The organism is Streptomyces sp. NPDC051364, from assembly GCF_040682115.1.
Lineage (GTDB): Bacteria > Actinomycetota > Actinomycetes > Streptomycetales > Streptomycetaceae > Streptomyces.
Genome location: NZ_JBFBAH010000012.1, coordinates 154,545 through 174,884 on the forward strand (window position 1 = coordinate 154,545; position 20,340 = coordinate 174,884).

Annotated in this window: 15 protein-coding genes; 8 read left to right on the top strand and 7 right to left on the bottom strand. The window is 73.3% G+C overall.

What is annotated here, in order from left to right:
• The 5 genes from AB0M76_RS24990 (at nucleotide 1) to lgt (ending at nucleotide 4,722) form a co-directional block, all read left to right on the top strand.
• Complete coding sequence (locus tag AB0M76_RS24990) at nucleotides 1-210, top strand: tryptophan synthase subunit(beta) (protein WP_266667968.1); 210 nt, start codon at nucleotides 1-3, stop codon at nucleotides 208-210.
• 222 nt (nucleotides 211-432) lie between these two features.
• Nucleotides 433-1,698 carry a tryptophan synthase subunit beta gene (gene trpB, locus AB0M76_RS24995; protein ID WP_365954967.1) on the top strand — a complete coding sequence of 422 codons (1,266 nt, stop codon included), beginning with the start codon at nucleotides 433-435 and terminating at the stop codon, nucleotides 1,696-1,698.
• The gene (trpA, locus tag AB0M76_RS25000) at nucleotides 1,695-2,537 is read left to right on the top strand and encodes a tryptophan synthase subunit alpha (RefSeq protein ID WP_365954968.1); all 843 of its coding nucleotides are present in this window, start codon (nucleotides 1,695-1,697) and stop codon (nucleotides 2,535-2,537) included. Before trpB ends, trpA begins: the two co-directional genes overlap by 4 nt.
• Before the next feature lie 119 nt (nucleotides 2,538-2,656).
• Nucleotides 2,657-3,652: a thioredoxin domain-containing protein gene (locus AB0M76_RS25005; protein ID WP_365954969.1), complete on the top strand. Its 996-nt coding sequence runs from the start codon at nucleotides 2,657-2,659 to the stop codon at nucleotides 3,650-3,652.
• A gap of 77 nt (nucleotides 3,653-3,729) precedes the next feature.
• Nucleotides 3,730-4,722: a prolipoprotein diacylglyceryl transferase gene (lgt, locus tag AB0M76_RS25010; RefSeq protein WP_365954970.1), complete on the top strand. Its 993-nt coding sequence runs from the start codon at nucleotides 3,730-3,732 to the stop codon at nucleotides 4,720-4,722.
• Nucleotides 4,723-4,833: 111 nt separating this feature from the next.
• Here lgt and AB0M76_RS25015 read toward each other — a convergent pair whose 3' ends face one another.
• The 7 genes from AB0M76_RS25015 to AB0M76_RS25045 form a co-directional block, all read right to left on the bottom strand.
• Nucleotides 4,834-5,640 carry a CoA ester lyase gene (locus AB0M76_RS25015; protein ID WP_365954972.1) on the bottom strand — a complete coding sequence of 269 codons (807 nt, stop codon included), beginning with the start codon at nucleotides 5,638-5,640 and terminating at the stop codon, nucleotides 4,834-4,836.
• Nucleotides 5,637-6,869, bottom strand: a complete 1,233-nt coding sequence (locus AB0M76_RS25020; RefSeq protein ID WP_365954973.1) for a CoA transferase — start codon at nucleotides 6,867-6,869, stop codon at nucleotides 5,637-5,639. The genes AB0M76_RS25015 and AB0M76_RS25020 overlap by 4 nt, the downstream gene beginning before the upstream one ends.
• Complete coding sequence (gene rbsK / locus AB0M76_RS25025; RefSeq protein WP_365954974.1) at nucleotides 6,866-7,807, bottom strand: ribokinase; 942 nt, start codon at nucleotides 7,805-7,807, stop codon at nucleotides 6,866-6,868. Before rbsK ends, AB0M76_RS25020 begins: the two co-directional genes overlap by 4 nt.
• A complete protein-coding gene (locus tag AB0M76_RS25030; protein ID WP_365955023.1) occupies nucleotides 7,804-9,168 on the bottom strand; it encodes an ADP-ribosylglycohydrolase family protein in 1,365 nt (454 codons plus the stop codon). Before AB0M76_RS25030 ends, rbsK begins: the two co-directional genes overlap by 4 nt.
• Before the next feature lie 65 nt (nucleotides 9,169-9,233).
• Nucleotides 9,234-10,379, bottom strand: coding sequence for an ADP-ribosylglycohydrolase family protein (locus AB0M76_RS25035; RefSeq protein WP_266667982.1), 1,146 nt, complete (start codon nucleotides 10,377-10,379; stop codon nucleotides 9,234-9,236).
• Nucleotides 10,380-10,386: 7 nt separating this feature from the next.
• On the bottom strand, nucleotides 10,387-11,679 hold the full coding sequence (locus tag AB0M76_RS25040; protein ID WP_365955024.1) for an ADP-ribosylglycohydrolase family protein: 1,293 nt from the start codon (nucleotides 11,677-11,679) through the stop codon (nucleotides 10,387-10,389).
• A 248-nt stretch (nucleotides 11,680-11,927) separates the two neighbouring features.
• Entirely contained in the window at nucleotides 11,928-12,914 is a 987-nt protein-coding gene (locus AB0M76_RS25045; RefSeq protein WP_266667986.1) for an ADP-ribosylglycohydrolase family protein, read from the bottom strand.
• Between the two features lie 280 nt (nucleotides 12,915-13,194).
• Between AB0M76_RS25045 and AB0M76_RS25050 the strand changes: the two genes are divergently transcribed.
• The 3 genes from AB0M76_RS25050 to AB0M76_RS25060 all read left to right on the top strand — a co-directional run bounded on the left by AB0M76_RS25050 (nucleotide 13,195) and on the right by AB0M76_RS25060 (nucleotide 20,316).
• On the top strand, nucleotides 13,195-13,926 hold the full coding sequence (locus AB0M76_RS25050) for a VIT1/CCC1 transporter family protein (protein WP_365954975.1): 732 nt from the start codon (nucleotides 13,195-13,197) through the stop codon (nucleotides 13,924-13,926).
• Nucleotides 13,927-14,291: 365 nt separating this feature from the next.
• Nucleotides 14,292-18,863, top strand: a complete 4,572-nt coding sequence (gltB, locus tag AB0M76_RS25055) for a glutamate synthase large subunit (protein WP_365955025.1) — start codon at nucleotides 14,292-14,294, stop codon at nucleotides 18,861-18,863.
• Entirely contained in the window at nucleotides 18,856-20,316 is a 1,461-nt protein-coding gene (locus AB0M76_RS25060; protein WP_365954976.1) for a glutamate synthase subunit beta, read from the top strand. Before gltB ends, AB0M76_RS25060 begins: the two co-directional genes overlap by 8 nt.
• Nucleotides 20,317-20,340 lie beyond the last annotated feature (24 nt).

Genomic DNA, 20,340 nt, shown 5'->3' on the forward strand with positions numbered 1-20,340 from the left:
ATGGCCCCCAACCGCCCCTCCGTCCGCACCCGACCGGGCCGCGGCCCGGCCGGCGTGCCGACGGCGCACGCGCCCCTGGCGCGCGGCTGCCGCCCCCGCGGCTGCCGCGCCCCGGCCCGGCGGGTGCACGGGCGGCGGGTCAGGTACGTGATCGGCTCCGAGCCCGGACAGGTCAACGGCATGCGATGGCGCACCACAGGCGCGCTGTAACGAGGGCCGTCCCGGTCCGGTACGCCTGACGTCGTCACCCGACGCCGCCCGGCGTACCGCCCCGCGCGGTGCTCGCTTACGGCCTCTCGCCCCGAGCCGCCGGCTCCGGGCGCGGGCCGCTGCGTCCGTACGCATCCCCCACCCCGCAGCGGGGTGCGCGTGCGGCGGGCCTGCAGCGCAATACGGTGCATCCATCCCATCGCACCCGTAGGAGTACTGGGCATGTCCAGCAGCTCGTTCTTCATTCCGGACCCGGAGGGTCACGTCCCCAACGCCGAGGGCTATTTCGGCGACTTCGGCGGCAAGTTCATCCCGGAGGCGCTCGTCGCCGCCGTGGACGAGGTCGCCGCCGAGTACGAGAAGGCCAAGGGCGACCCGGCCTTCGCGGCCGAGCTCAACGACCTGATGGTCAACTACACCGGCCGGCCCAGTGCCCTCACCGAGGTGCCGCGGTTCGCCGAGCACGCCGGCGGCGCCCGGATCTTCCTCAAGCGCGAGGACCTCAACCACACCGGCTCGCACAAGATCAACAACGTGCTGGGCCAGGCGCTGCTCACCAAGCGCATGGGCAAGACCCGCGTCATCGCCGAGACCGGAGCCGGCCAGCACGGCGTGGCCACCGCCACCGCCTGCGCGCTCTTCGGCCTCGAGTGCACCGTCTACATGGGCGAGATCGACACCCAGCGCCAGGCCCTGAACGTGGCCCGGATGCGGATGCTGGGCGCCGAGGTCATCGCGGTGAAGTCCGGCTCCCGGACCCTCAAGGACGCCATCAACGAGGCGTTCCGCGACTGGGTCGCCAATGTGGACCGCACCCACTACCTCTTCGGCACGGTCGCAGGCCCCCACCCCTTCCCGGCCATGGTCCGCGACTTCCACCGGGTCATCGGCGTCGAGGCCCGCCGCCAGATCCTGGAGCGCGCCGGCCGGCTGCCCGACGCCGTCGCGGCCTGCGTCGGCGGCGGCTCCAACGCCATCGGCCTCTTCCACGCCTTCATCCCGGACGCCGGCGTCCGCCTGGTCGGCTTCGAGCCCGCCGGGCACGGCGTCGAGACCGGCGAGCACGCGGCCACGCTGACCGCCGGCGAGCCGGGCATCCTGCACGGCTCCCGCTCGTACGTCCTCCAGGACGAGGAGGGCCAGATCACCGAGCCGTACTCGATCTCGGCCGGTCTGGACTACCCGGGCATCGGCCCGGAGCACTCCTTCCTCAAGGACTCGGGCCGCGGCGAGTACCGCGCGGTCACCGACGACGCCGCGATGCAGGCCCTGCGCCTGCTCTCCCGCACCGAGGGCATCATCCCGGCGATCGAATCGGCACACGCCCTCGCGGGCGCCCTCGACCTGGGCAAGGAGCTGGGCAAGGAGGGGCTGATCGTGGTCAACCTGTCCGGCCGCGGTGACAAGGACATGGACACGGCGGCCCGCTACTTCGGGCTGTACGACGGCACGGAGAACAGCGGGAACACCGAGGGGGAGAACAAGTGAGCAACGCCAGCGAGAAGACCGGGCGCATCCAGCTGCTGAGCGACACCCTCGCCAAGGCGAAGTCCGAGGACCGCGCGGCCCTCGTCGCCTACCTTCCCGCCGGCTTCCCGACCGTCGACGGCGGCATCGAAGCCGTCAAGGCCGTCATCGCGGGCGGCGCGGACGTGGTCGAGGTCGGGCTCCCGCACAGCGACCCGGTCCTGGACGGCGCGATCATCCAGACCGCCGACGACATCGCCCTGCGCGGCGGCGTCAAGATCGCCGACGTGCTGCGCACCGTGCGCGAGGCCCACGCGGCGACCGGGGCCCCGGTGCTGGTGATGACGTACTGGAACCCGATCGACCGCTACGGCGTCGAGCGGTTCGCCACCGAGCTGGCCGCGGCGGGCGGCGCGGGCTGCATCCTGCCCGACCTGCCGGTCCAGGAGTCCGCGCTGTGGCGTGAGCACGCCGACAAGCACGGTCTGGCGACCGTCTTCGTCGTCGCTCCGAGCAGCAAGGACGAGCGCCTGGCGACCATCACGGCCGCCGGTTCGGGCTTCGTCTACGCCGCCTCGCTGATGGGCGTCACCGGCACCCGCGAGTCGGTCGGCCACGAGGCCCAGGAGCTGGTCCGGCGTACTCGCGCCACCGCTGGTGCCCGCCGCGGGCTCCCTGTGTGCGTCGGCCTCGGCGTATCCAACGCCAAGCAGGCCAAGGAGGTCGCCGGCTTCGCCGACGGCGTGATCGTCGGCTCGGCGTTCGTGAAACTGCTGCTGGACGCGCCGGACCTGCCGGCCGGGCTGGCCGCCGTACGGGCGCTGGCGGGCGAGCTCGCGGAAGGCGTACGCAGGAGCTGACGTACGCGTTCGATTGACGGCGCGAACCCTTGATCGGGTTCTGTAGTCCGATCGGGTGGAAGTGGGGGCGGGGAGGCACGCGAGTGCCTCCCCGCTTCGTTTGGCCGAACGTGAGCGAGATGAACGACGGTGCGAACCGCGAAGCGAAACGATCGGCCCGCGAGCGGCTCCAGGTGGAGCGTGAGCGCGAGAAGAAGAGGGAAAAGCGGCGGCGGACCCTCATCGTGGCGTCGGCCGTGGTGGGCGTCCTCGGCCTGGCGGCCGTCGTCGGCCTGATCGCGGCCAACACCGGCAGCGACAAGTCCGCCGGCGGAGGCCCGGTGACCGCTCCCTCCGGGGCCACCGGCAAGGACGCGCTCGCCATCCAGACGGGCAAGCCCGAGGCCAAGTCCACGCTGACGGTGTGGGAGGACTTCCGCTGCCCGGCGTGCAAGTCCTTCGAGACCAACTACCGGGACACGGTCCACGACCTGGAGGCCAAGGGGCTGCTCAAGGTCGACTACCACATCGTCACCCTGATCGACGGGAACATGGGCGGCAGCGGCTCGCTGAAGGGCGCGAACGCCGCCGCCTGCGCGCAGGACGCCGGGAAGTTCGCGGCGTACCACGACGTCCTGTTCGAGAACCAGCCGCAGGAGGTCGACGACGCCTACGGGAAGAACGCCAAGCTGCTGGAGCTGGCCGCCAAGGTGGACGGGCTGGACACCCCGGAGTTCCGCAAGTGCGTCGAGGACGGGACGCACAACAGCTGGGTGAACAAGTCCTTCGAGGCCTTCCACGCCGGGAAGTTCAAGGGCACCCCGACCGTGCTGCTGAACGGCAAGGACCTCTTCGCCGACCAGGCCAACCCCATCACCCCGCAGAAGCTCAAGGAGCAGGTGGAGGGCACCGCGAAGGGCACCGGGGGCGCGAGCTCCTCGCCGTCCGCCTCGCCCAGCCCCTCCGGGAAGGGCGCGAAGGGCGCGGCGTCCGCGTCGCCGTCGGCCTCTTCGCCGGGCTCTTCGCCGGGCTCGGTGAAGTCCTCGTCCACTTCCCCGGGCATGTCCGGGTCGTCCTCGACGGGGTCGCGGGCCGGATCGGCCGGGGTCGCGAAGGGGGCCGCGGACACCCCCTGAGTCCCGTCTCGATTTGGCGCCAGGTTGCCGGGCGGGTTGCGGTCCGTACCGCCCGGCAGGGTAGCGTCGGCACTGCCATGAACCTTGCCTATATCCCCAGCCCGTCGACCGGCGTGATCCATCTCGGACCGATCCCGCTGCGCGGCTACGCGTTCTGCATCATCATCGGCGTCTTCGTCGCCGTCTGGCTCGGCAACAAGCGGTGGATCGCGCGCGGCGGAAAGCCGGGCACGGTCGCGGACATCGCGGTGTGGGCCGTGCCGTTCGGACTGATCGGCGGTCGCCTGTACCACGTGATCACCGACTACCAGCTGTACTTCGGCGAGGGCCGCAACTGGGTCGACGCCTTCAAGATCTGGGAGGGCGGCCTCGGCATCTGGGGCGCCATCGCGCTGGGCGCGGTGGGCGCCTGGATCGGCTGCCGCCTGCGCGGGATCCCGCTGCCGGCCTGGGCCGACGCCCTGGCACCCGGTATCGCGCTGGCCCAGGCCTGCGGCCGCTGGGGCAACTGGTTCAACCAGGAGCTGTACGGGCGGGCCACCGACCTGCCCTGGGCGGTCGAGATCAGCGACGGCCCCAACCGGGTCGCCGGTACCTACCACCCGACCTTCCTGTACGAGTCGCTGTGGTGCCTCGGCGTCGCCGCGCTCGTGATCTGGGCAGACCGCCGCTTCAAGCTGGGCCACGGCCGGGCGTTCGCCCTGTACGTCGCCGCGTACTGCGTGGGCCGCGGCTGGATCGAGTACATGCGGGTCGACGAGGCCCACCACATCCTGGGCCTCCGGCTGAACGTGTGGACCTCGATCGTGGTCTTCGTCCTGGCCGTGGTCTATCTCGTGCTGTCGGCGAAGCTGCGGCCGGGCCGCGAGGAGGTCGTGGAGCCGGACCGCGGACCCGCGGCATCCGACCCGGCGACCAAGACCGATGAGGGCAAGGCAGGCGAAGGCAAGGCCGTCGAGGACGCGGACAAGACGGCGGACGCCGGCGCGGACACCCCGGCCACCACCGAGGCCGAGGACTCCGAGCCGAAGCCCGACGCCGAGGCTCCGAAGGCCGCCAAGAAGCTCTGACCGGGTCGTCCGGATCACACGGGAGGGGCGCCGCGCCACCGCGCGGCGCCCCTCCCGTCTTCGGTTCCACCGACGACGCCCCGGCCATCCGGCCGGCCGGGGGCGCGGCCGTCATTCCCGGCGGGCGAGCGCGACGACCCGTTCCGCGCCCGCCAGGACCGCAGGGTCGACGAAGCGGCCGTCCGGCAGGGCCACCGCGCCCGGGGTGCGGCGGGCCGCCGCGACGATCTCCTGGGCGGCGGTGACCTCCTCCGGGGCGGGCAGGTACGCCCGCTCGATCACCGGCAGCTGGCGCGGGTGGATCGCCGCCCGGCCCAGGAAGCCCAGAGCCCGGCCGCGGGCACAGGAGACGGCCAGCGCCTCCAGGTCCCGGATGTCGGGGAAGACCGACTGCGCGGGCGGGGCCAGCCCCGCCGCCCGGGCTGCGACCACCACCCGGGAGCGCGGCCAGTCCAGGCCCGCCTCCGCGCTGATGCCCAGATCGGCGCGGAGGTCGGCCTCGCCGAGGGAGAGCCCGCGCAGGGCGGGGTGCGCGCGGGCGATCTCGTACGCGCGCTCCACGCCCAGCGCCGACTCCAGCATGGCGTGCAGGGCCACCCCGCCCGTGCGGTCGGCGACCGCGGAGATCTGCTGCGGGGCCGAGACCTTCGGCAGCCGCAGCCCCGCGAGGCCGTGCAGCCCGGTCAGGGCGGTGAGGTCGGCGCCGGCCCAGGGGGAGTCCAGGGCGTTGACGCGGACGAAGACCGGGACCGGGGGCCGCTCGGCCAGCCGTTCCGCAGTGGCGGCGCGGGCGTACTCCTTGCGGGAGGCCGACACCGCGTCCTCGAGGTCGACGATGACGGCGTCAGCCCCGGAGTGCAGGGCCTTGGCGACGACCTCCGGGCGGTCGCCGGGTACGTAGAGCCAGGTCAGGATCACAGGGCCCCCTCCATCCGGAGTGCGCTGATCTCGGCCTCGGACAGGCCGAGTTCGGTGAGTACGGCGTCGGTGTCCGCGCCGTGCGGGCGGCCCGCCCAGCGGATCCCGCCGGGGGTCTCGGACAGCCGGAACAGGACGTTCTGCATCCGGAGCGGGCCGAGTTCGGGGTCCTCGACCTCGGTGACGGTGTCGAGGGCCGCGAACTGCGGATCGGCCATGACGTCCCGTACGTCGTAGACCCGGGCGACGGCGGCCTGGGCCTCCTCGAAGGCGGCGACCACGTCGGCGGCCTTGTGGCGCCCGATCCAGCCGCCGACGGCCTCGTCGAGGACGGGAGCGTGGGCGGCCCGGCCGGAGCCGGTCGCGAACCAGGGCTCGGCGATCAGTTCGGGCCGGCCGACGAGCCGCATGACGCGCTCCGCGATGGACTGGGCCGAGGTGGAGACAGCCAGCCAGCGCCCGTCCGCACTGCGGTAGGTGTTCCGGGGGGCGTTGTTGGTGGAGCGGTTGCCGGTGCGCGGCTGGACGTAGCCGAGCTGGTCGTACCAGAGCGGGTGCGGGCCCAGCACGGTGAGGATCGGCTCGATGATGGCCAGGTCCACCACCTGCCCGTGGCCGCTGCGGTCGCGGCCGGCGAGCGCGGTCATCACCGCGTACGCGGTGGTCAGCGCGGCGATCGAATCGGCGAGGCCGAAGGGCGGCAGGGTGGGCGGGCCGTCCGGCTCCCCGGTGATCGCGGCGAAGCCGCTCATCGCCTCGGCGAGGGTGCCGAAGCCGGGGCGGTGGGCGTACGGGCCCTGCTGGCCGAAGGCCGTGACGCGGGTCAGGATCAGCCGCGGGTTGGCGGCGGACAGCTCGGGCCAGCCCAGGCCCCATTTCTCGAGGGTTCCGGGACGGAAGTTCTCGATGACCACGTCGGCGGTGGCGGCCATCCGCAGCAGGGTGTCGCGCCCGCCGGGGGTGGACAGGTCGAGGGTCATCGTCCGCTTGTTCCGGCCGAGCAGCTTCCACCACAGGCCGACGCCGTCCTTGGCGGGGCCGTGGCCGCGCGAGGGGTCCGGGCGCTGCGGGTGCTCGACCTTGACGACGTCGGCGCCGAAGTCCCCGAGCAGGGTGGCGGCGAGCGGCCCGGCGAAGAGCGTGGCGAGGTCCAGCACCCGCATCCCGGCCAGCGGCCCGGCCGCGGATCCGCCGTCGGCCCCGGCCCCGGGCGGCCCGTCGGGGGTCATGAGGCGGCTCCGGAGGAGCGGCCGGTCCCGGCCCCGGGACCGGCCGCCGTCGCGGCGAAGGCGTCCGTCTCGGCGCGGGTCGGCATCGAGTCCTGGGCTCCCGGGCGCTGGACCGAGAGCGCGGCCGCCGCCGACGCCCAGCGCAGCGCCTCCGGCATGGGCCGGTGCTCCCCGAGGGCCACGGCGAGCGCGCCGACGAAGGTGTCCCCGGCGGCGGTGGTGTCCACCGCCCGGACCCGGGGCGCGGGCACGGTCAGCGGCTCGCGCCCGCGGGCGGCGTACAGGGACCCGGCCGCGCCGAGGGTGATGACGACCTCCGGGACCTCGTGGAGCAGGGCCTCGGCGGCCTGGTACGGGTCGGTGAGGCCGGTCAGGGCGGCGGCCTCGTGCTCGTTGGGGACCAGCAGGTCGGTGGCGGCGAGCAGTTCCGCGGGCAGCGGCTGGGCGGGGGCCGGGGTGAGGACCGTACGGACGCCGTGGGCGCGGGCGGCGAGCGCGCCGGCGAGGACGGCGGACAGCGGGAGTTCGAGCTGGAGGAGGAGCGAGTCGGCGGCGCCGATACGGGAGCCGTCGCCCGCCTCCAGGCCGGTGACGTGGGCGTTGGCGCCGGGGATGACGATGATGCTGTTCCCGCCCTCGTCGTCCACGGTGATGTGGGCGGTGCCGCTGGCGCCCTCGACGGTGCGCAGGGCCGCCGTCTCGACCCCGGCTGCGGCGAGCGCGGAGCGCAGCCGTACGCCGAACTCGTCGGCCCCGACCGCGCCGATCATCACCACCTCCCCGCCGCAGCGGGCGGCGGCGACGGCCTGGTTGGCGCCCTTGCCGCCGGGAACGGTGCGGAACTCGTGGCCGGTGACGGTCTCCCCGAGGCGGGGGGCCTTGGGGACGTAGGCGACGAGGTCCATGTTGGTACTGCCGAGCACGGCGATGGCCGTCATGGGCGGGCTGCCTCCTGTGCGGTGAGGTGGGCGAGGGTGTCGAAGCCGATGCCGTCGAAGCCGGGGACGGTGGTGGCGAGGCGGTTCTTGAGGGGGGCGGACCAGCGGTGCGGGACGCCGTTCGGGTCGACGAGCGCGGCGAGGGAGCCGGCGGTCGCCCCGTTGGAGTCGGTGTCCCAGCCGCCGGACACCGCACGGCAGACGGAGTGGGTGAAGTCCCCGTCGGCGTGGGTGAGGGCGGCGGCGATCAGGGCGGTGTTGGGGATGGCGTGGACCCAGTGGTAGTGCCCGTACCGGGCGTGCAGGTGGTCCACGACGCGGTCGAAGCCGGCGTCGGCGTGGCGGGCGGCGGTGTCGACGGCGTGCCGGACGGCCTCGGCGAGGCGTGAGCGGGGCGGTACGACGGCCAGTCCGGCCCGGAGCGCGGTGTGGACGTCGGCCCGGCCGCCGGCGGCCTCGGCGATGGCGGCGGCGGTGAAGAGGGCGGCGTAGACGCCGTTGCCGGTGTGGGTGAGGGCGGCGTCCCGGTACGCCTGGGCCGCGGCGGCGGCCGGGTCGCCGGGGTTGGTCCAGCCGTGGACGTCGGCCCGGATGAGGGCGCCGATCCATTCGCGGAAGGGGTTGTGGTGGGTGGCGGTGGCCGGGGGCCCGAGCCCGAGCAGCAGGTTCCGGTACGCGAGGCGCTCGGCGGTGAAGGTCCGGCCGGCGGGGAGCTCGTCGAGCCAGAGCCGGGCGACGTCGGCGGTGGTGAAGCCCTTGCCGTGGCGGCGCAGCAGGATCAGGTTCAGGAGCGGGTAGTTGAGGTCGTCGTCCTCGGGGGCGCCGTCGATGTTCTCGGCGAGGGAGGTGGCGGCGGAGCGCCGGTTCCAGGGGTGGGCGGCCAGCAGCTCCGCGGGGACGCCGTGTTCGGTGAACCAGTCGTCCAGGGGCCAGTTCCCGGCGGCCCGGGCCAGGGCCCGGATCCCCTCGAGCGGGAGCTTCTCCACGGGCTTCCCGAGCACGCACCCCACGGCCCGCCCCACCCAGGCCCGCTCGAGCCGCTCCCGCAGCCCGGGGTCGGCCCGATGGCCGGCGTGGACCGGCGTCGCGGTCCACGTGGCGGTGATGGCCGGCCAGGAGGTCGGCTCGTCCCGGGCCGAGGGGGAGGGGAGGCCTTCGAGTTCGGTCAGGAGCCGGGACGCCAGGGCGCGGAGCTCCGGCGGGGCCGGGGCGGTGGAGGCGCCGGCCCGGCCGGGAGCCGGGTGGCCGCCGGCCGCGAGCCAGGCGCGGAGCAGGGGCTCCGCGTCCCGCCCGTCCTCGGCGGCCTGCCGCAGCTCGTGCCCGACCAGGTCCTCGGGCTGCACCCAGCTGAGCCGTACCACTGCAGCCGAACCGCCGCCGGGGGTCGCGGCCGCGTCCGTGGCGGAATCGCAGGGTGGGGTGCCGGTCACTGCGGGGCGGCGATCGAGGTGAAGGCCGACTCGTGGGCGCGGCGGCGGGCGTGGTCCAGGGCGAAGACCTCGCGGGTCACCGCGGCCAGTGCCGACGCCGGGGCGTGCAGGTCGAGGCGGCTGGCCTCGGCGACCTGTTTGGCCCAGGCCGCCGGGACCGCCGAGACGCCGGACAGGGCTCCGGCGATCGCCCCCGCCATCGTGGCGATGGAGTCGCAGTCCCGGCCGTAGTTGACGGCTCCGAGCACCGAGCCCTCGTACGAACCGTCGGCGACGATCAGCATGCCGAGCGCGATCGGGAGCTCCTCGATCGAGTGGAGGCGGGACGGGCGCCGGGCGCCGAGCGAGGGGGAGCGGTAGTCCGGGCCGACCGAGTCGTACGGGGCGACGGCCGCCCGGAGGGGGGCCAGGGCCGACTCGAAGTCCCGGTGGTGCGAAGCGACTTCACACACCGCCGAGATGGCGGCCCGCGTGCCGTCCTTGGCCAGCGCCAGGGCCGTGTCCACCACCGAGGACGCCGTCGCCCCCGGCACGCACGCCGCCGCGACCGCCGCCGCGAAGACGCCCGCCGCCTCGCGCCCGTACGAGGACTGGTGCGCGCCGGCGGCGTCCAGCGCCTCCGCGTACGCGCCCGCCGGGTTGCCCGCGTTGACGATGCCGACCGGCGCCATGTACATCGCCGCACCGCAGTTGACGATGTTGCCGTTGCCCGCCTCGCGCGGGTCCGCGTGGGCGTAGTGCAGCCGGGTCACGATCCACTTCTCGGCCAGGAAGATCCGCTGGAGCGGCAGGGCCTCGGCCTCGAGTTCGGGGATCCAGCGCGGGTTGGTCATCAGGTCCGGGACCAGGTGGTCGGCGATCGCGTAGGCGTCGAGGTGGTCCCGTACGGCCTCGTAGACCCGTACCAGCGCATGCGTCATGAGGGTGTCGTCGGTGACGTGGCCGTCGCCCTTGTGGTACGGCGCGATGGGGCGGGCCGTGCGCCAGTCCTCGTGCCACGGGCCGACGATGCCGTGCACGCGGCCGCCGTGCCGTTCCACGATCCGGTCCGGGGACCAGCCCTCCACCGGACCGCCGAGCGCGTCACCGACGGCGGCTCCGACGAGGCAGCCCGCCGCCCGGTCTTCGAGAGTGAGCGTCATGTCCGAATCATCCCTTGGGTGAGGTGAGTTCCGTACGAGCGAGCAGCGCGGCGAGTTCGATCAGATCGGTGCCGGCGAGGCGGGGGAGGGCGCAGCCGGAGAGGGTGCGGCAGGCCTCGCGCCAGGCGGCGGGGATCGAGTCGCCGCCGCCGAGGGCGCCGGTGAGCGCGCCGGCGAGGGCGGGGGCGGAGTCCGCGACGCGGGACAGGCAGGCCGCGGCCGGGACGGCCTCGGCGGCCCGGCCGCGGGCGGCGGTGGCGAGGGCGAGGGCCACGGGGACGGTCTCGGCGGCGGCGATGCCGTAGCTGTAGACGTGGTCCACGATCTCGTGCTCGAGGGTGGGGACGATGGCGAAGGCGCCATCCCCGTCACTGTGGGTACGGGCGAGCTTGACGGCGTGCCGGGCGTTGCGGCCGATCTCGGTGGCCTCGGGGAGCTGGCCGAGGGCGGCGTCGACGGCGGTGTCGGTGTCGGCGCCGGCGAGGGCGGCCGCGATGGCGGCGGCCATGGCGCGGGCGCCGTGGACCCCGTCGCCGTCCTGGGTGTAGCGGGCGTCGAACTCGGCGAGGTCCGCGGCCGCGGCCGGGTCCCCGGGGTGGACGACGGCGAGGACGCAGGCGCGGATGCAGGCGGCGTCGTCGAAGTAGTGCGGGTTGTCGTGACCGGTGGCGGGCGGGCGCAGGCCGGCGGCGAGGTTGCCGAGGCCGGCGCGGACGGAGATGCGGGCGCGCAGCGGGAGCACGGCCGACTCCACCTCGGGGGCGCGCTCGGCCGCAGCGGCGATCTCGCTGGCCAGGGCGTTCCAGGCGAGGTCGATGGCGGCCCGCATCCGGCGGGACCGGCTGAGGTCGCTGAGCAGCACGCCGGCCGCGGTGAGCACGGATTCGGCGGCGAAGGCAGCCCATTCGGCGTCGTCGGAGGGGCCGAGGCGCAGGGGTTCCGGGGGCTGGTTCAGGGCGATGGGCACGGGGAGGGTCGTGGTCTGGTTCTGCTCGGCGAAGGTGTCGAGCTCGCGGGTGAGGCGGCGGGTCCACTCGGGCATGCGGCTGGCCCGGTGCCGGGCGGCGGGCCACCCGGCGGCATCGCCTGCGGCGAGCCCGAGCAGCAACCCCTCGATCCGGCGGGCCCCGGCGGAGGGCTGGGGGGTGCGGACCTGCGCGGCCCCTGCGGGGTCGGTACGCACCTGCGCGTGCGGCCTGCCGCCGCCCCGGGCGGATCCGCCCGCGGGTCCGCCCGCTGCGGCGCGCCCGCCCGCGCTCGCGGTCGGTCCCGCCGCCGGGGCAGCTCCGGCCCCGGCCATCGCGGCCGGGGCGGTGAGGACCTCGGCGCGCGGGCCGCAGCCCGGGCCGGGCGGGGGCGGCGCGGGGTCGGTGAGCTCCCCCACCCCGCCCGTTCCCGAAACCGGGGGCAGGCCCCAGGCCCCCCGGCCCGGCGCGGAGGCTGCGCCCGGGCCGGGCCGGTCCGCCGGGGCGGAGTGCGCCGGGCCCCCGGCCGCCGGGGCGGAGTCCGGTTTCGGTGAGCCCCGTTCCGGTCGGGGCGACTCCGGCGTCATCGGGGGGTCTCGGATTCCGGGGTGAGGAGGTCCGCGATGTCCAGGACGTGGTAGCCCCGCATCGAGGGGAGGCAGCTGCCCCGGACCGGTCCGATCGCCGCCGCCCAGGCGGCCGGGATGGCGGCGACGCCCGACAGGGCGCCGGCGAGGGCGCCCGCCACCGCGGCCGTGGTGTCCGCGTCGCGGCCCATGTTCACCGCCGTCAGGACCGACGACGGGAAGTCGCCGCCGCATGCCGCGAAGGCGCCGAACGCCAGGCCCACCGCCTCCGGCGCCAGGTCCGTCCACGGGTAGCCGCCGATCACCACCGCGGAGCGCACCGCCCGTTCCCCGCGCGGGGCCGCCGTGACGGCCCGGCGCAGCGAGCGGGCCGTCCAGGAGTCGGAGGGGATGACCGAGAGGGCCGCCGAGATGACGGAGGCGGGCGAGCCGCCCGCCATCGCCGCGGCGACGCCGGCCGCCACCGCCTGGCCGCCGTAGATGCCCTCGCCGTCGTGGCTGACCGAGCCGTCGATCGCGACCAGCCGGGCGGCCTCCGCCGGGCGGCCCGCCGCGAACACCCCGAAGGGCGCCGCCCGCATCGCCAGGCCGTCCGACCAGGCGTGGCGGTGCTGCGCGGAGATGGGGGCCGCGAGCCCCCTGCGGAGGTTCTCCAGAGTGCCGCGCTCGCTGAAGCCCGCCCCGCGGAACGGCCCCTCGTCGAGGTCGGCGATCCAGTGGTGCCAGGCCCGCTCGACGTGGGAGACGGTCAGCGCCGACCCGTGGCGGGCCAGCAGCAGCCCCGAGAAGATCGCGTACTCGGTGTCGTCGGTGCCCGCCGGGTCCTCCGACACGAAGCCCTCGATGCGGCCCCATTTCGCCCGGATCTCGGAGGGCTTCATGTTCTCGGCGGGGGCGCCGAGCGCGTCACCCGCCGCGAGGCCCAGAAGAGCGCCCCTGGCCCGTTCGAGGAGGACCTGCGGATTGCATGCAATCTGCTTCATCAGCTCCATGGCGGCGCCTCTCCCACTTGGATGGGGCTCATCATGAGCCCTTGGGGGATTTGTGCCATGACATATGGTTTGTCGCTCGCCGCGAAACACCCTGCCCAGGCCCCCGTCACCCGGTCGCCGACCCGCGAAACCCCAGGTAAGTACGGCCTTCCTTGCTGGCGGGCGGCAGAAATCGTGCGTAGTTTCGAGGTGTTCAGGGGGAGTGGGCGCCTGCGCGTCGCGCAGGGCGTGGTTCCGCGTACCCGCTCGCACAAAAGGGGAGACGCCGGGCATGTCCATCATCGACATCGAAGCACCGCTGCACACCGCGCACCGCGACAACCACACCCACCGTGACGTCAACGGCGGATGGCTGCGGCCGGCCGTCTTCGGTGCCATGGACGGGCTCGTCTCCAACCTCGCGCTGATGACCGGCGTGGCCGGCGGCGCCGTCGCCCCGCAGACCGTCGTGATCACCGGGCTGGCGGGCCTCGCGGCCGGAGCCTTCTCGATGGCGGCCGGCGAGTACACCTCCGTCGCCTCGCAGCGCGAGCTGGTCCTCGCCGAACTCGAGATAGAGCGTCAGCAGTTGCGCAAGCACCCCATCGACGAGATGGAGGAGCTGGCCGAGTTGTACGTATCGCGCGGCGTCGAGCCGGCGCTCGCCCGCGAGGTCGCGATGCAGCTGTCCCGCGACCCCGACCAGGCGCTGGAGATCCACGCCCGCGAGGAGCTCGGGATCGATCCGGACGACCTGCCGTCGCCGATGGTCGCCGCGGTCTCGTCCTTCGGCTCCTTCGCGCTGGGCGCGCTGCTGCCCGTACTGCCGTACCTGCTCGGTGCCACCTCGCTCTGGCCCGCGGTGCTGCTCGCGCTGGCCGGGCTCTTCGCCTGCGGCGCGGTGGTCTCCCGGGTCACCGCGCGGACCTGGTGGTACAGCGGTCTGCGGCAGCTGCTGCTGGGCGGCGCGGCCGCGGGTGTGACGTACGTCCTGGGAACCTGGATCGGCGGAGCCGTAGGCTGACCGCGCAAGTAGTGAGACACTATGCAGCCCGTGACATAAGTAATCCATTACCCGGCGGTTTCGGTTCCGTGTCCGCCGGGCATCAGACCAGGGCGCCGCGCGCAGGGCAATGATGCCCGCCCGCTGCGAACGTCTGAGTCTCTGAACGTCTCCAGATCTGCACTTTCTGCTGCGTTCGGTGTCCGCATGGTGAAACGCCGTATCCGCTTCTCGGGATTGCCGTCATCATGTAACCTGCACGAAATTTCGCAGAGGGCCAACGTCGTCCCTCGGCACGCACATATGCCACGACGACGACGGGAGAGCCGATGCGTTCCGCATCCACGCACTCCGCGACCGGCCTCAGCACCACCGCCTGGTCGCCCATGGACGGTCGCCCCGCCCAGCAGGGCATGTACGACCCGCGCAACGAGCACGACGCCTGCGGCGTCGGCTTTGTGGCCAACCTCAGCGGCGAGGCCAGCCACACGCTGGTCGAGCAGGCGCTGACCGTATTGCGGAACCTCGAGCACCGTGGTGCCACCGGATCCGAGCCGGACTCGGGCGACGGCGCCGGAATCCTGTCCCAGGTCCCGGACGCGTTCCTGCGCGAGGTGGCCGGATTCGAGCTCCCCGAGGCCGGCGCGTACGCCGTCGGCATCGCCTTCCTCCCCGCCGACGGCACCGCACAGGCCGTCGCCGTGGAGCAGATCGAGGCCATCGCCGCCGAGGAGAACCTGACGGTTCTCGGCTGGCGCGAGGTCCCGGTCACCCCGGACCTGCTCGGCAACGGCGCCCGCGCCACCATGCCGGTCTTCTCCCAGCTCTTCGTCAGTGGGGGCACCTCCCAGGCCGAAGGCTCTGGGGGAGGCACGAGCGGCATCGAGCTGGACCGCAAGGCCTTCGTGCTGCGCAAGCGCGCCGAGCGCGAGGCCGGGGTCTACTTCCCGTCGCTCTCCGCCCGCACCATCGTCTACAAGGGCATGCTGACCACCGGCCAGCTCGAGCCCTTCTTCCCGGACCTCTCCGACCGCCGCTTCGCCTCCACGCTGGCCCTGGTCCACTCGCGGTTCTCGACCAACACCTTCCCGTCCTGGCCGCTGGCCCACCCGTACCGCTTCGTCGCGCACAACGGCGAGATCAACACGGTCAAGGGCAACCGGAACTGGATGAAGGCCCGCGAGTCCCAGCTGGCCTCGGACGTCTTCGGAGACGGCGCGCTGGAGCGGATCTTCCCGATCTGCACCCCGGACGCCTCCGACTCGGCCTCCTTCGACGAGGTCCTGGAGCTCCTGCACCTCGGCGGACGCTCGCTGCCGCACAGCGTGCTGATGATGATCCCGGAGGCGTGGGAGAACCACACCTCCATGGACCCGGCCCGCCGTGCCTTCTACCAGTACCACTCCACGCTGATGGAGCCCTGGGACGGCCCCGCCTGCGTCACCTTCACCGACGGCACCCAGGTCGGCGCGGTCCTCGACCGCAACGGTCTGCGCCCCGGCCGCTATTGGGTCACCGACGACGGCCTCGTCGTCCTCGGCTCCGAGGTCGGCGTGCTCGACGTCGACCCGGCCAAGGTCGTCCGCAAGGGCCGCCTGCAGCCCGGCAAGATGTTCCTCGTCGACACCGCCCAGAAGCGGATCATCGAGGACGACGAGATCAAGGCCGAGCTGGCCGGCGCCGCCCCGTACGCCGAATGGCTCGAGACCGGCGAGATCGAGCTGACGGACCTGCCCGAGCGCGAGCACATCGTGCACACCCACGCCTCGGTCACCCGCCGCCAGCAGACCTTCGGCTACACCGAGGAAGAGCTGCGCGTCATCCTCGCGCCGATGGCCCGTACCGGCGGCGAGCCGCTCGGCTCCATGGGCACGGACTCCCCGATCGCGGCCCTGTCCGAGCGCCCCCGGCTGCTCTTCGACTACTTCACGCAGCTCTTCGCGCAGGTCACCAACCCGCCGCTGGACGCCATCCGCGAGGAGCTCGTCACCTCGCTGCTGTCCTCGCTGGGCCCGCAGGGCAACCTGCTGGAGCCGACCGCCGCGTCCTGCCGCAGCGTCACCCTGCCCTTCCCGGTGATCGACAACGACGAGCTGGCCAAGCTCATCCACGTCAACGCCGACGGCGACATGCCGGGCATGAAGGCCGCCACCCTCTCCGGCCTCTACCGGGTCTCCGGCGGCGGCGAGGCTCTGGCCGCCCGCCTCGAGGAGATCCGCGGCGAAGTCGACGCGGCCATCGCGAACGGCGCCCACCTGATCGTCCTCTCGGACCGCCACTCGGACGCCGAGCACGCACCGATCCCGTCGCTGCTGCTCACCTCCGCCGTGCACCACCACCTCATCGCCACCAAGCAGCGCACCCAGGTGGGCCTGCTGGTCGAGGCCGGCGACGTCCGCGAGGTCCACCACGTCGCGCTGCTCATCGGCTACGGCGCCGCCGCCGTGAACCCGTACCTCGCCATGGAGTCCGTCGAGGACCTGCTGCGCGCCGGTACGTTCCTGTCCGGCCTGGAGCCGGAGCAGGCCATCAAGAACCTGATCTACGGGCTCGGCAAGGGCGTCCTGAAGGTCATGTCCAAGATGGGCATCTCCACCGTCGCCTCCTACCGCGGCGCCCAGGTCTTCGAGGCCGTCGGCCTGAACGACGAGTTCGTCGCCGCGTACTTCCAGGGCACCGCCACCAAGATCGGCGGCGCCGGCCTGGACGTCATCGCCAAGGAGGTGGCCGCCCGCCACGCCAAGGCGTACCCGGCCTCCGGCACCGCGGCCACGCACCGCGCGCTGGAGATCGGCGGCGAGTACCAGTGGCGCCGCGAGGGCGAGCCGCACCTGTTCGACCCGGAGACGGTCTTCCGCCTCCAGCACGCCACCCGCAACCGCCGGTACGACATCTTCAAGAAGTACACGGACCGGGTGAACGAGCAGTCCGAGCGCCTCATGACGCTCCGCGGCCTCTTCGGCTTCAAGACGCAGGACCGCCCGTCGATCTCCATCGACGAGGTCGAGTCGGTCGCCGACATCGTCAAGCGCTTCTCCACCGGCGCCATGTCGTACGGCTCCATCTCGAGCGAGGCGCACGAGACCCTCGCCATCGCCATGAACCAGCTGGGCGGCAAGTCCAATACCGGTGAGGGCGGCGAGGACCCGGACCGCCTGTACGACCCGGCGCGCCGCTCCTCCATCAAGCAGGTCGCCTCCGGCCGCTTCGGTGTGACCTCCGAGTACCTGGTCAACGCGGACGACATCCAGATCAAGATGGCGCAGGGCGCCAAGCCCGGCGAGGGCGGCCAGCTGCCCGGCCACAAGGTCTACCCGTGGGTCGCCAAGACCCGGCACTCGACCCCGGGTGTCGGCCTGATCTCCCCGCCGCCGCACCACGACATCTACTCCATCGAGGACCTGGCTCAGCTGATCCACGACCTCAAGAACGCCAACCCGGCAGCACGCATCCACGTGAAGCTGGTGTCGGAGGTCGGTGTCGGCACCGTCGCCGCGGGTGTCTCCAAGGCCCACGCGGACGTCGTCCTCATCTCCGGCCACGACGGCGGTACGGGCGCCTCCCCGCTGACCTCGCTCAAGCACGCGGGCGGCCCCTGGGAGCTCGGCCTCGCCGAGACCCAGCAGACCCTGCTGCTCAACGGCCTGCGCGACCGCATCGTGGTCCAGACGGACGGCCAGCTCAAGACCGGCCGCGACGTCGTCATCGCCGCGCTGCTCGGGGCCGAGGAGTTCGGTTTCGCGACCGCGCCGCTCGTCGTCTCCGGCTGCATCATGATGCGCGTCTGCCACCTGGACACCTGCCCGGTCGGCATTGCCACGCAGAACCCGGTCCTGCGCGACCGCTTCTCCGGCAAGCCCGAATTCGTCGTGAACTTCTTCGAGTTCATCGCGGAGGAGGTCCGCGAGATCCTCGCCGAGCTGGGCTTCCGTACGATCGAGGAGGCCGTCGGCCACGCCGAGCTCCTCGACACCAGCAATGCCGTCACGCACTGGAAGGCGCAGGGCCTCGACCTCGAGCCCCTCTTCCACGTGCCGGCGCTGCCCGAGGGCGCGGTCCGCCACGCCCTGATCGAGCAGGACCACGGCCTGGAGAAGGCCCTCGACAACGAGCTGATCGAGCTCGCGGCCGACGCGCTGAACGCCGACTCCGCCGAGACGGCCCAGCCGGTCCGCGCCCAGATCGCCATACGGAACATCAACCGGACCGTCGGCACCATGCTCGGCCACCAGGTCACCAAGAAGTTCGGCGGTGCGGGCCTGCCCGACAACACCATCGACCTGACCTTCACCGGCTCGGCCGGCCAGTCCTTCGGCGCCTTCCTGCCGAAGGGTGTCACCCTCCGCCTGGAGGGCGACGCCAACGACTACGTCGGCAAGGGCCTCTCGGGCGGCCGGGTCGTGGTCCGCCCGGACCGCGGTGCCGACCACCTCGCCGAGTACTCGACCATCGCCGGCAACACCATCGGCTACGGCGCCACCGGCGGCGAGATGTTCCTGCGCGGCCGCACCGGCGAGCGCTTCTGCGTCCGCAACTCCGGTGCCCTGGTCGTCTCGGAGGGCGTGGGCGACCACGGCTGCGAGTACATGACCGGCGGCAGCGCCGTCGTCCTCGGCGAGACGGGCCGCAACTTCGCGGCCGGCATGTCGGGCGGCGTCGCGTACGTCGTCGACCTCGACATCAACAACGTCAACGTCGGCAACACGGGCGCCGTGGAAGCCCTCTCCGACGCCGACAAGCAGTGGCTGCACGATGTGGTGCGCCGCCACGAGGAGGAGACCGGCTCGACCGTGGCCGCGAAGCTCCTGGCTGACTGGTCCGTCTCCGCGGACCGCTTCAGCAAGATCATCCCGACCACGTACAAGGCAGTGCTCGCCGCCAAGGACGCCGCTGAGCTGGCCGGACTCTCGGAGTCCGAGACCACGGAGAAGATGATGGAGGCGGCGACCAATGGCTGACCCGAAGGGCTTCCTCACCACCGGGCGCGAGACCGCCTGTTCCCGTCCGGTCGCCGACCGGCTGAAGGACTGGAACGAGGTCTACGTCCCGGGCTCGCTGCTCCCGATCATCAGCAAGCAGGCCGGCCGCTGCATGGACTGCGGCATCCCGTTCTGCCACAACGGGTGCCCGCTCGGGAACCTGATCCCGGAGTGGAACGACTTCGCGTACCGCGAGGACTGGTCGGCGGCCTCCGAGCGCCTGCACGCCACGAACAACTTCCCGGAGTTCACGGGCCGCCTTTGCCCCGCTCCGTGCGAGTCGGCGTGCGTCCTCGGCATCAACCAGCCGGCCGTCACGATCAAGAACGTCGAAGTCTCGATCATCGACAAGGCGTGGGACAACGGCAACGTGACCCCGCAGCCGCCGGAGCGGCTGTCCGGCAAGACGGCGGCCGTCATCGGCTCGGGCCCCGCGGGCCTGGCCGCGGCCCAGCAGCTCACCCGGGCCGGCCACACCGTGGTGGTGTACGAGCGCGCGGACCGCATCGGCGGCCTGCTGCGCTACGGCATCCCCGAGTTCAAGATGGAGAAGGTGCACATCAACCGCCGCATCGAGCAGATGCGCGCGGAGGGCACCAAGTTCCGCACCGGCATCGAGATCGGCCGCGACCTGACCGCGACCGACCTGCGCAAGCGGTTCGACGCGGTCGTCATCGCGGCCGGCGCCACGGTCTCCCGAGACCTGCCGGTTCCCGGGCGCGACCTGCGCGGGATCCACTTCGCGATGGAGTACCTCCCCCTGGCCAACAAGGTCCAGGAGGGCGACTTCATGGCGCCCCCCATCACGGCCGAGGGCAAGCACGTGGTCGTCATCGGCGGCGGCGACACGGGCGCGGACTGCGTGGGCACCGCCCACCGCCAGGGCGCGGCCTCGGTCACGCAGCTGGAGATCATGCCCCGCCCGTCGGAGGACCGGCCCACGGGGCAGCCCTGGCCGACGTTCCCGATGCTGTACAAGGTCACCTCGGCGCACGAGGAGGGCGGCGAGCGGATCTACTCCGTCTCCACCACCCACTTCGAGGGCGACGAGGACGGCAACGTCCAGGCCCTGCACCTGGCCGAGGTGGAGTTCAAGGACGGCCGTCTGGAGCAGAAGCCGGGCACCGAGCGGGTCCTCCCGGCCCAACTGGTCACCCTGGCGATGGGCTTCACGGGCACGGACCAGGCCAACGGCCTGGTGGCCCAGTTCGGCCTGGAGCTGGACGAGCGCGGCAACGTCGCGCGCGACGCGTCGTACGCGACCAACGCCGACGGCGTCTTCGTGGCCGGCGACGCCGGCCGCGGCCAGTCCCTGATCGTCTGGGCGATCGCGGAGGGCCGCTCGGCGGCCCGAGGCGTGGACCGCTACCTGACCGGCACCAGCGCCCTCCCGTACCCGGTCAAGCCGACGGACCGCTCCCTGATGGTGTAACCCACCGCCCCTCCCCGCGGCTTC

Excerpts from the sequence above, each read along its gene's own strand:
- AB0M76_RS24990 (WP_266667968.1), top strand. The coding sequence starts at position 1 with ATGGCCCCCAACCGCCCCTCCGTCCGCACCCGACCGGGCCGCGGCCCG.
- trpB (WP_365954967.1), top strand. The coding sequence starts at position 433 with ATGTCCAGCAGCTCGTTCTTCATTCCGGACCCGGAGGGTCACGTCCCC.
- AB0M76_RS25005 (WP_365954969.1), top strand. The coding sequence starts at position 2,657 with ATGAACGACGGTGCGAACCGCGAAGCGAAACGATCGGCCCGCGAGCGG.
- lgt (WP_365954970.1), top strand. The coding sequence starts at position 3,730 with ATGAACCTTGCCTATATCCCCAGCCCGTCGACCGGCGTGATCCATCTC.
- AB0M76_RS25020 (WP_365954973.1), bottom strand. The coding sequence starts at position 6,869 with ATGACCCCCGACGGGCCGCCCGGGGCCGGGGCCGACGGCGGATCCGCG.
- rbsK (WP_365954974.1), bottom strand. The coding sequence starts at position 7,807 with ATGACGGCCATCGCCGTGCTCGGCAGTACCAACATGGACCTCGTCGCC.
- AB0M76_RS25035 (WP_266667982.1), bottom strand. The coding sequence starts at position 10,379 with ATGACGCTCACTCTCGAAGACCGGGCGGCGGGCTGCCTCGTCGGAGCC.
- AB0M76_RS25040 (WP_365955024.1), bottom strand. The coding sequence starts at position 11,679 with ATGGCCGGGGCCGGAGCTGCCCCGGCGGCGGGACCGACCGCGAGCGCG.
- AB0M76_RS25045 (WP_266667986.1), bottom strand. The coding sequence starts at position 12,914 with ATGAAGCAGATTGCATGCAATCCGCAGGTCCTCCTCGAACGGGCCAGG.
- AB0M76_RS25050 (WP_365954975.1), top strand. The coding sequence starts at position 13,195 with ATGTCCATCATCGACATCGAAGCACCGCTGCACACCGCGCACCGCGAC.
- gltB (WP_365955025.1), top strand. The coding sequence starts at position 14,292 with ATGGACGGTCGCCCCGCCCAGCAGGGCATGTACGACCCGCGCAACGAG.
- AB0M76_RS25060 (WP_365954976.1), top strand. The coding sequence starts at position 18,856 with ATGGCTGACCCGAAGGGCTTCCTCACCACCGGGCGCGAGACCGCCTGT.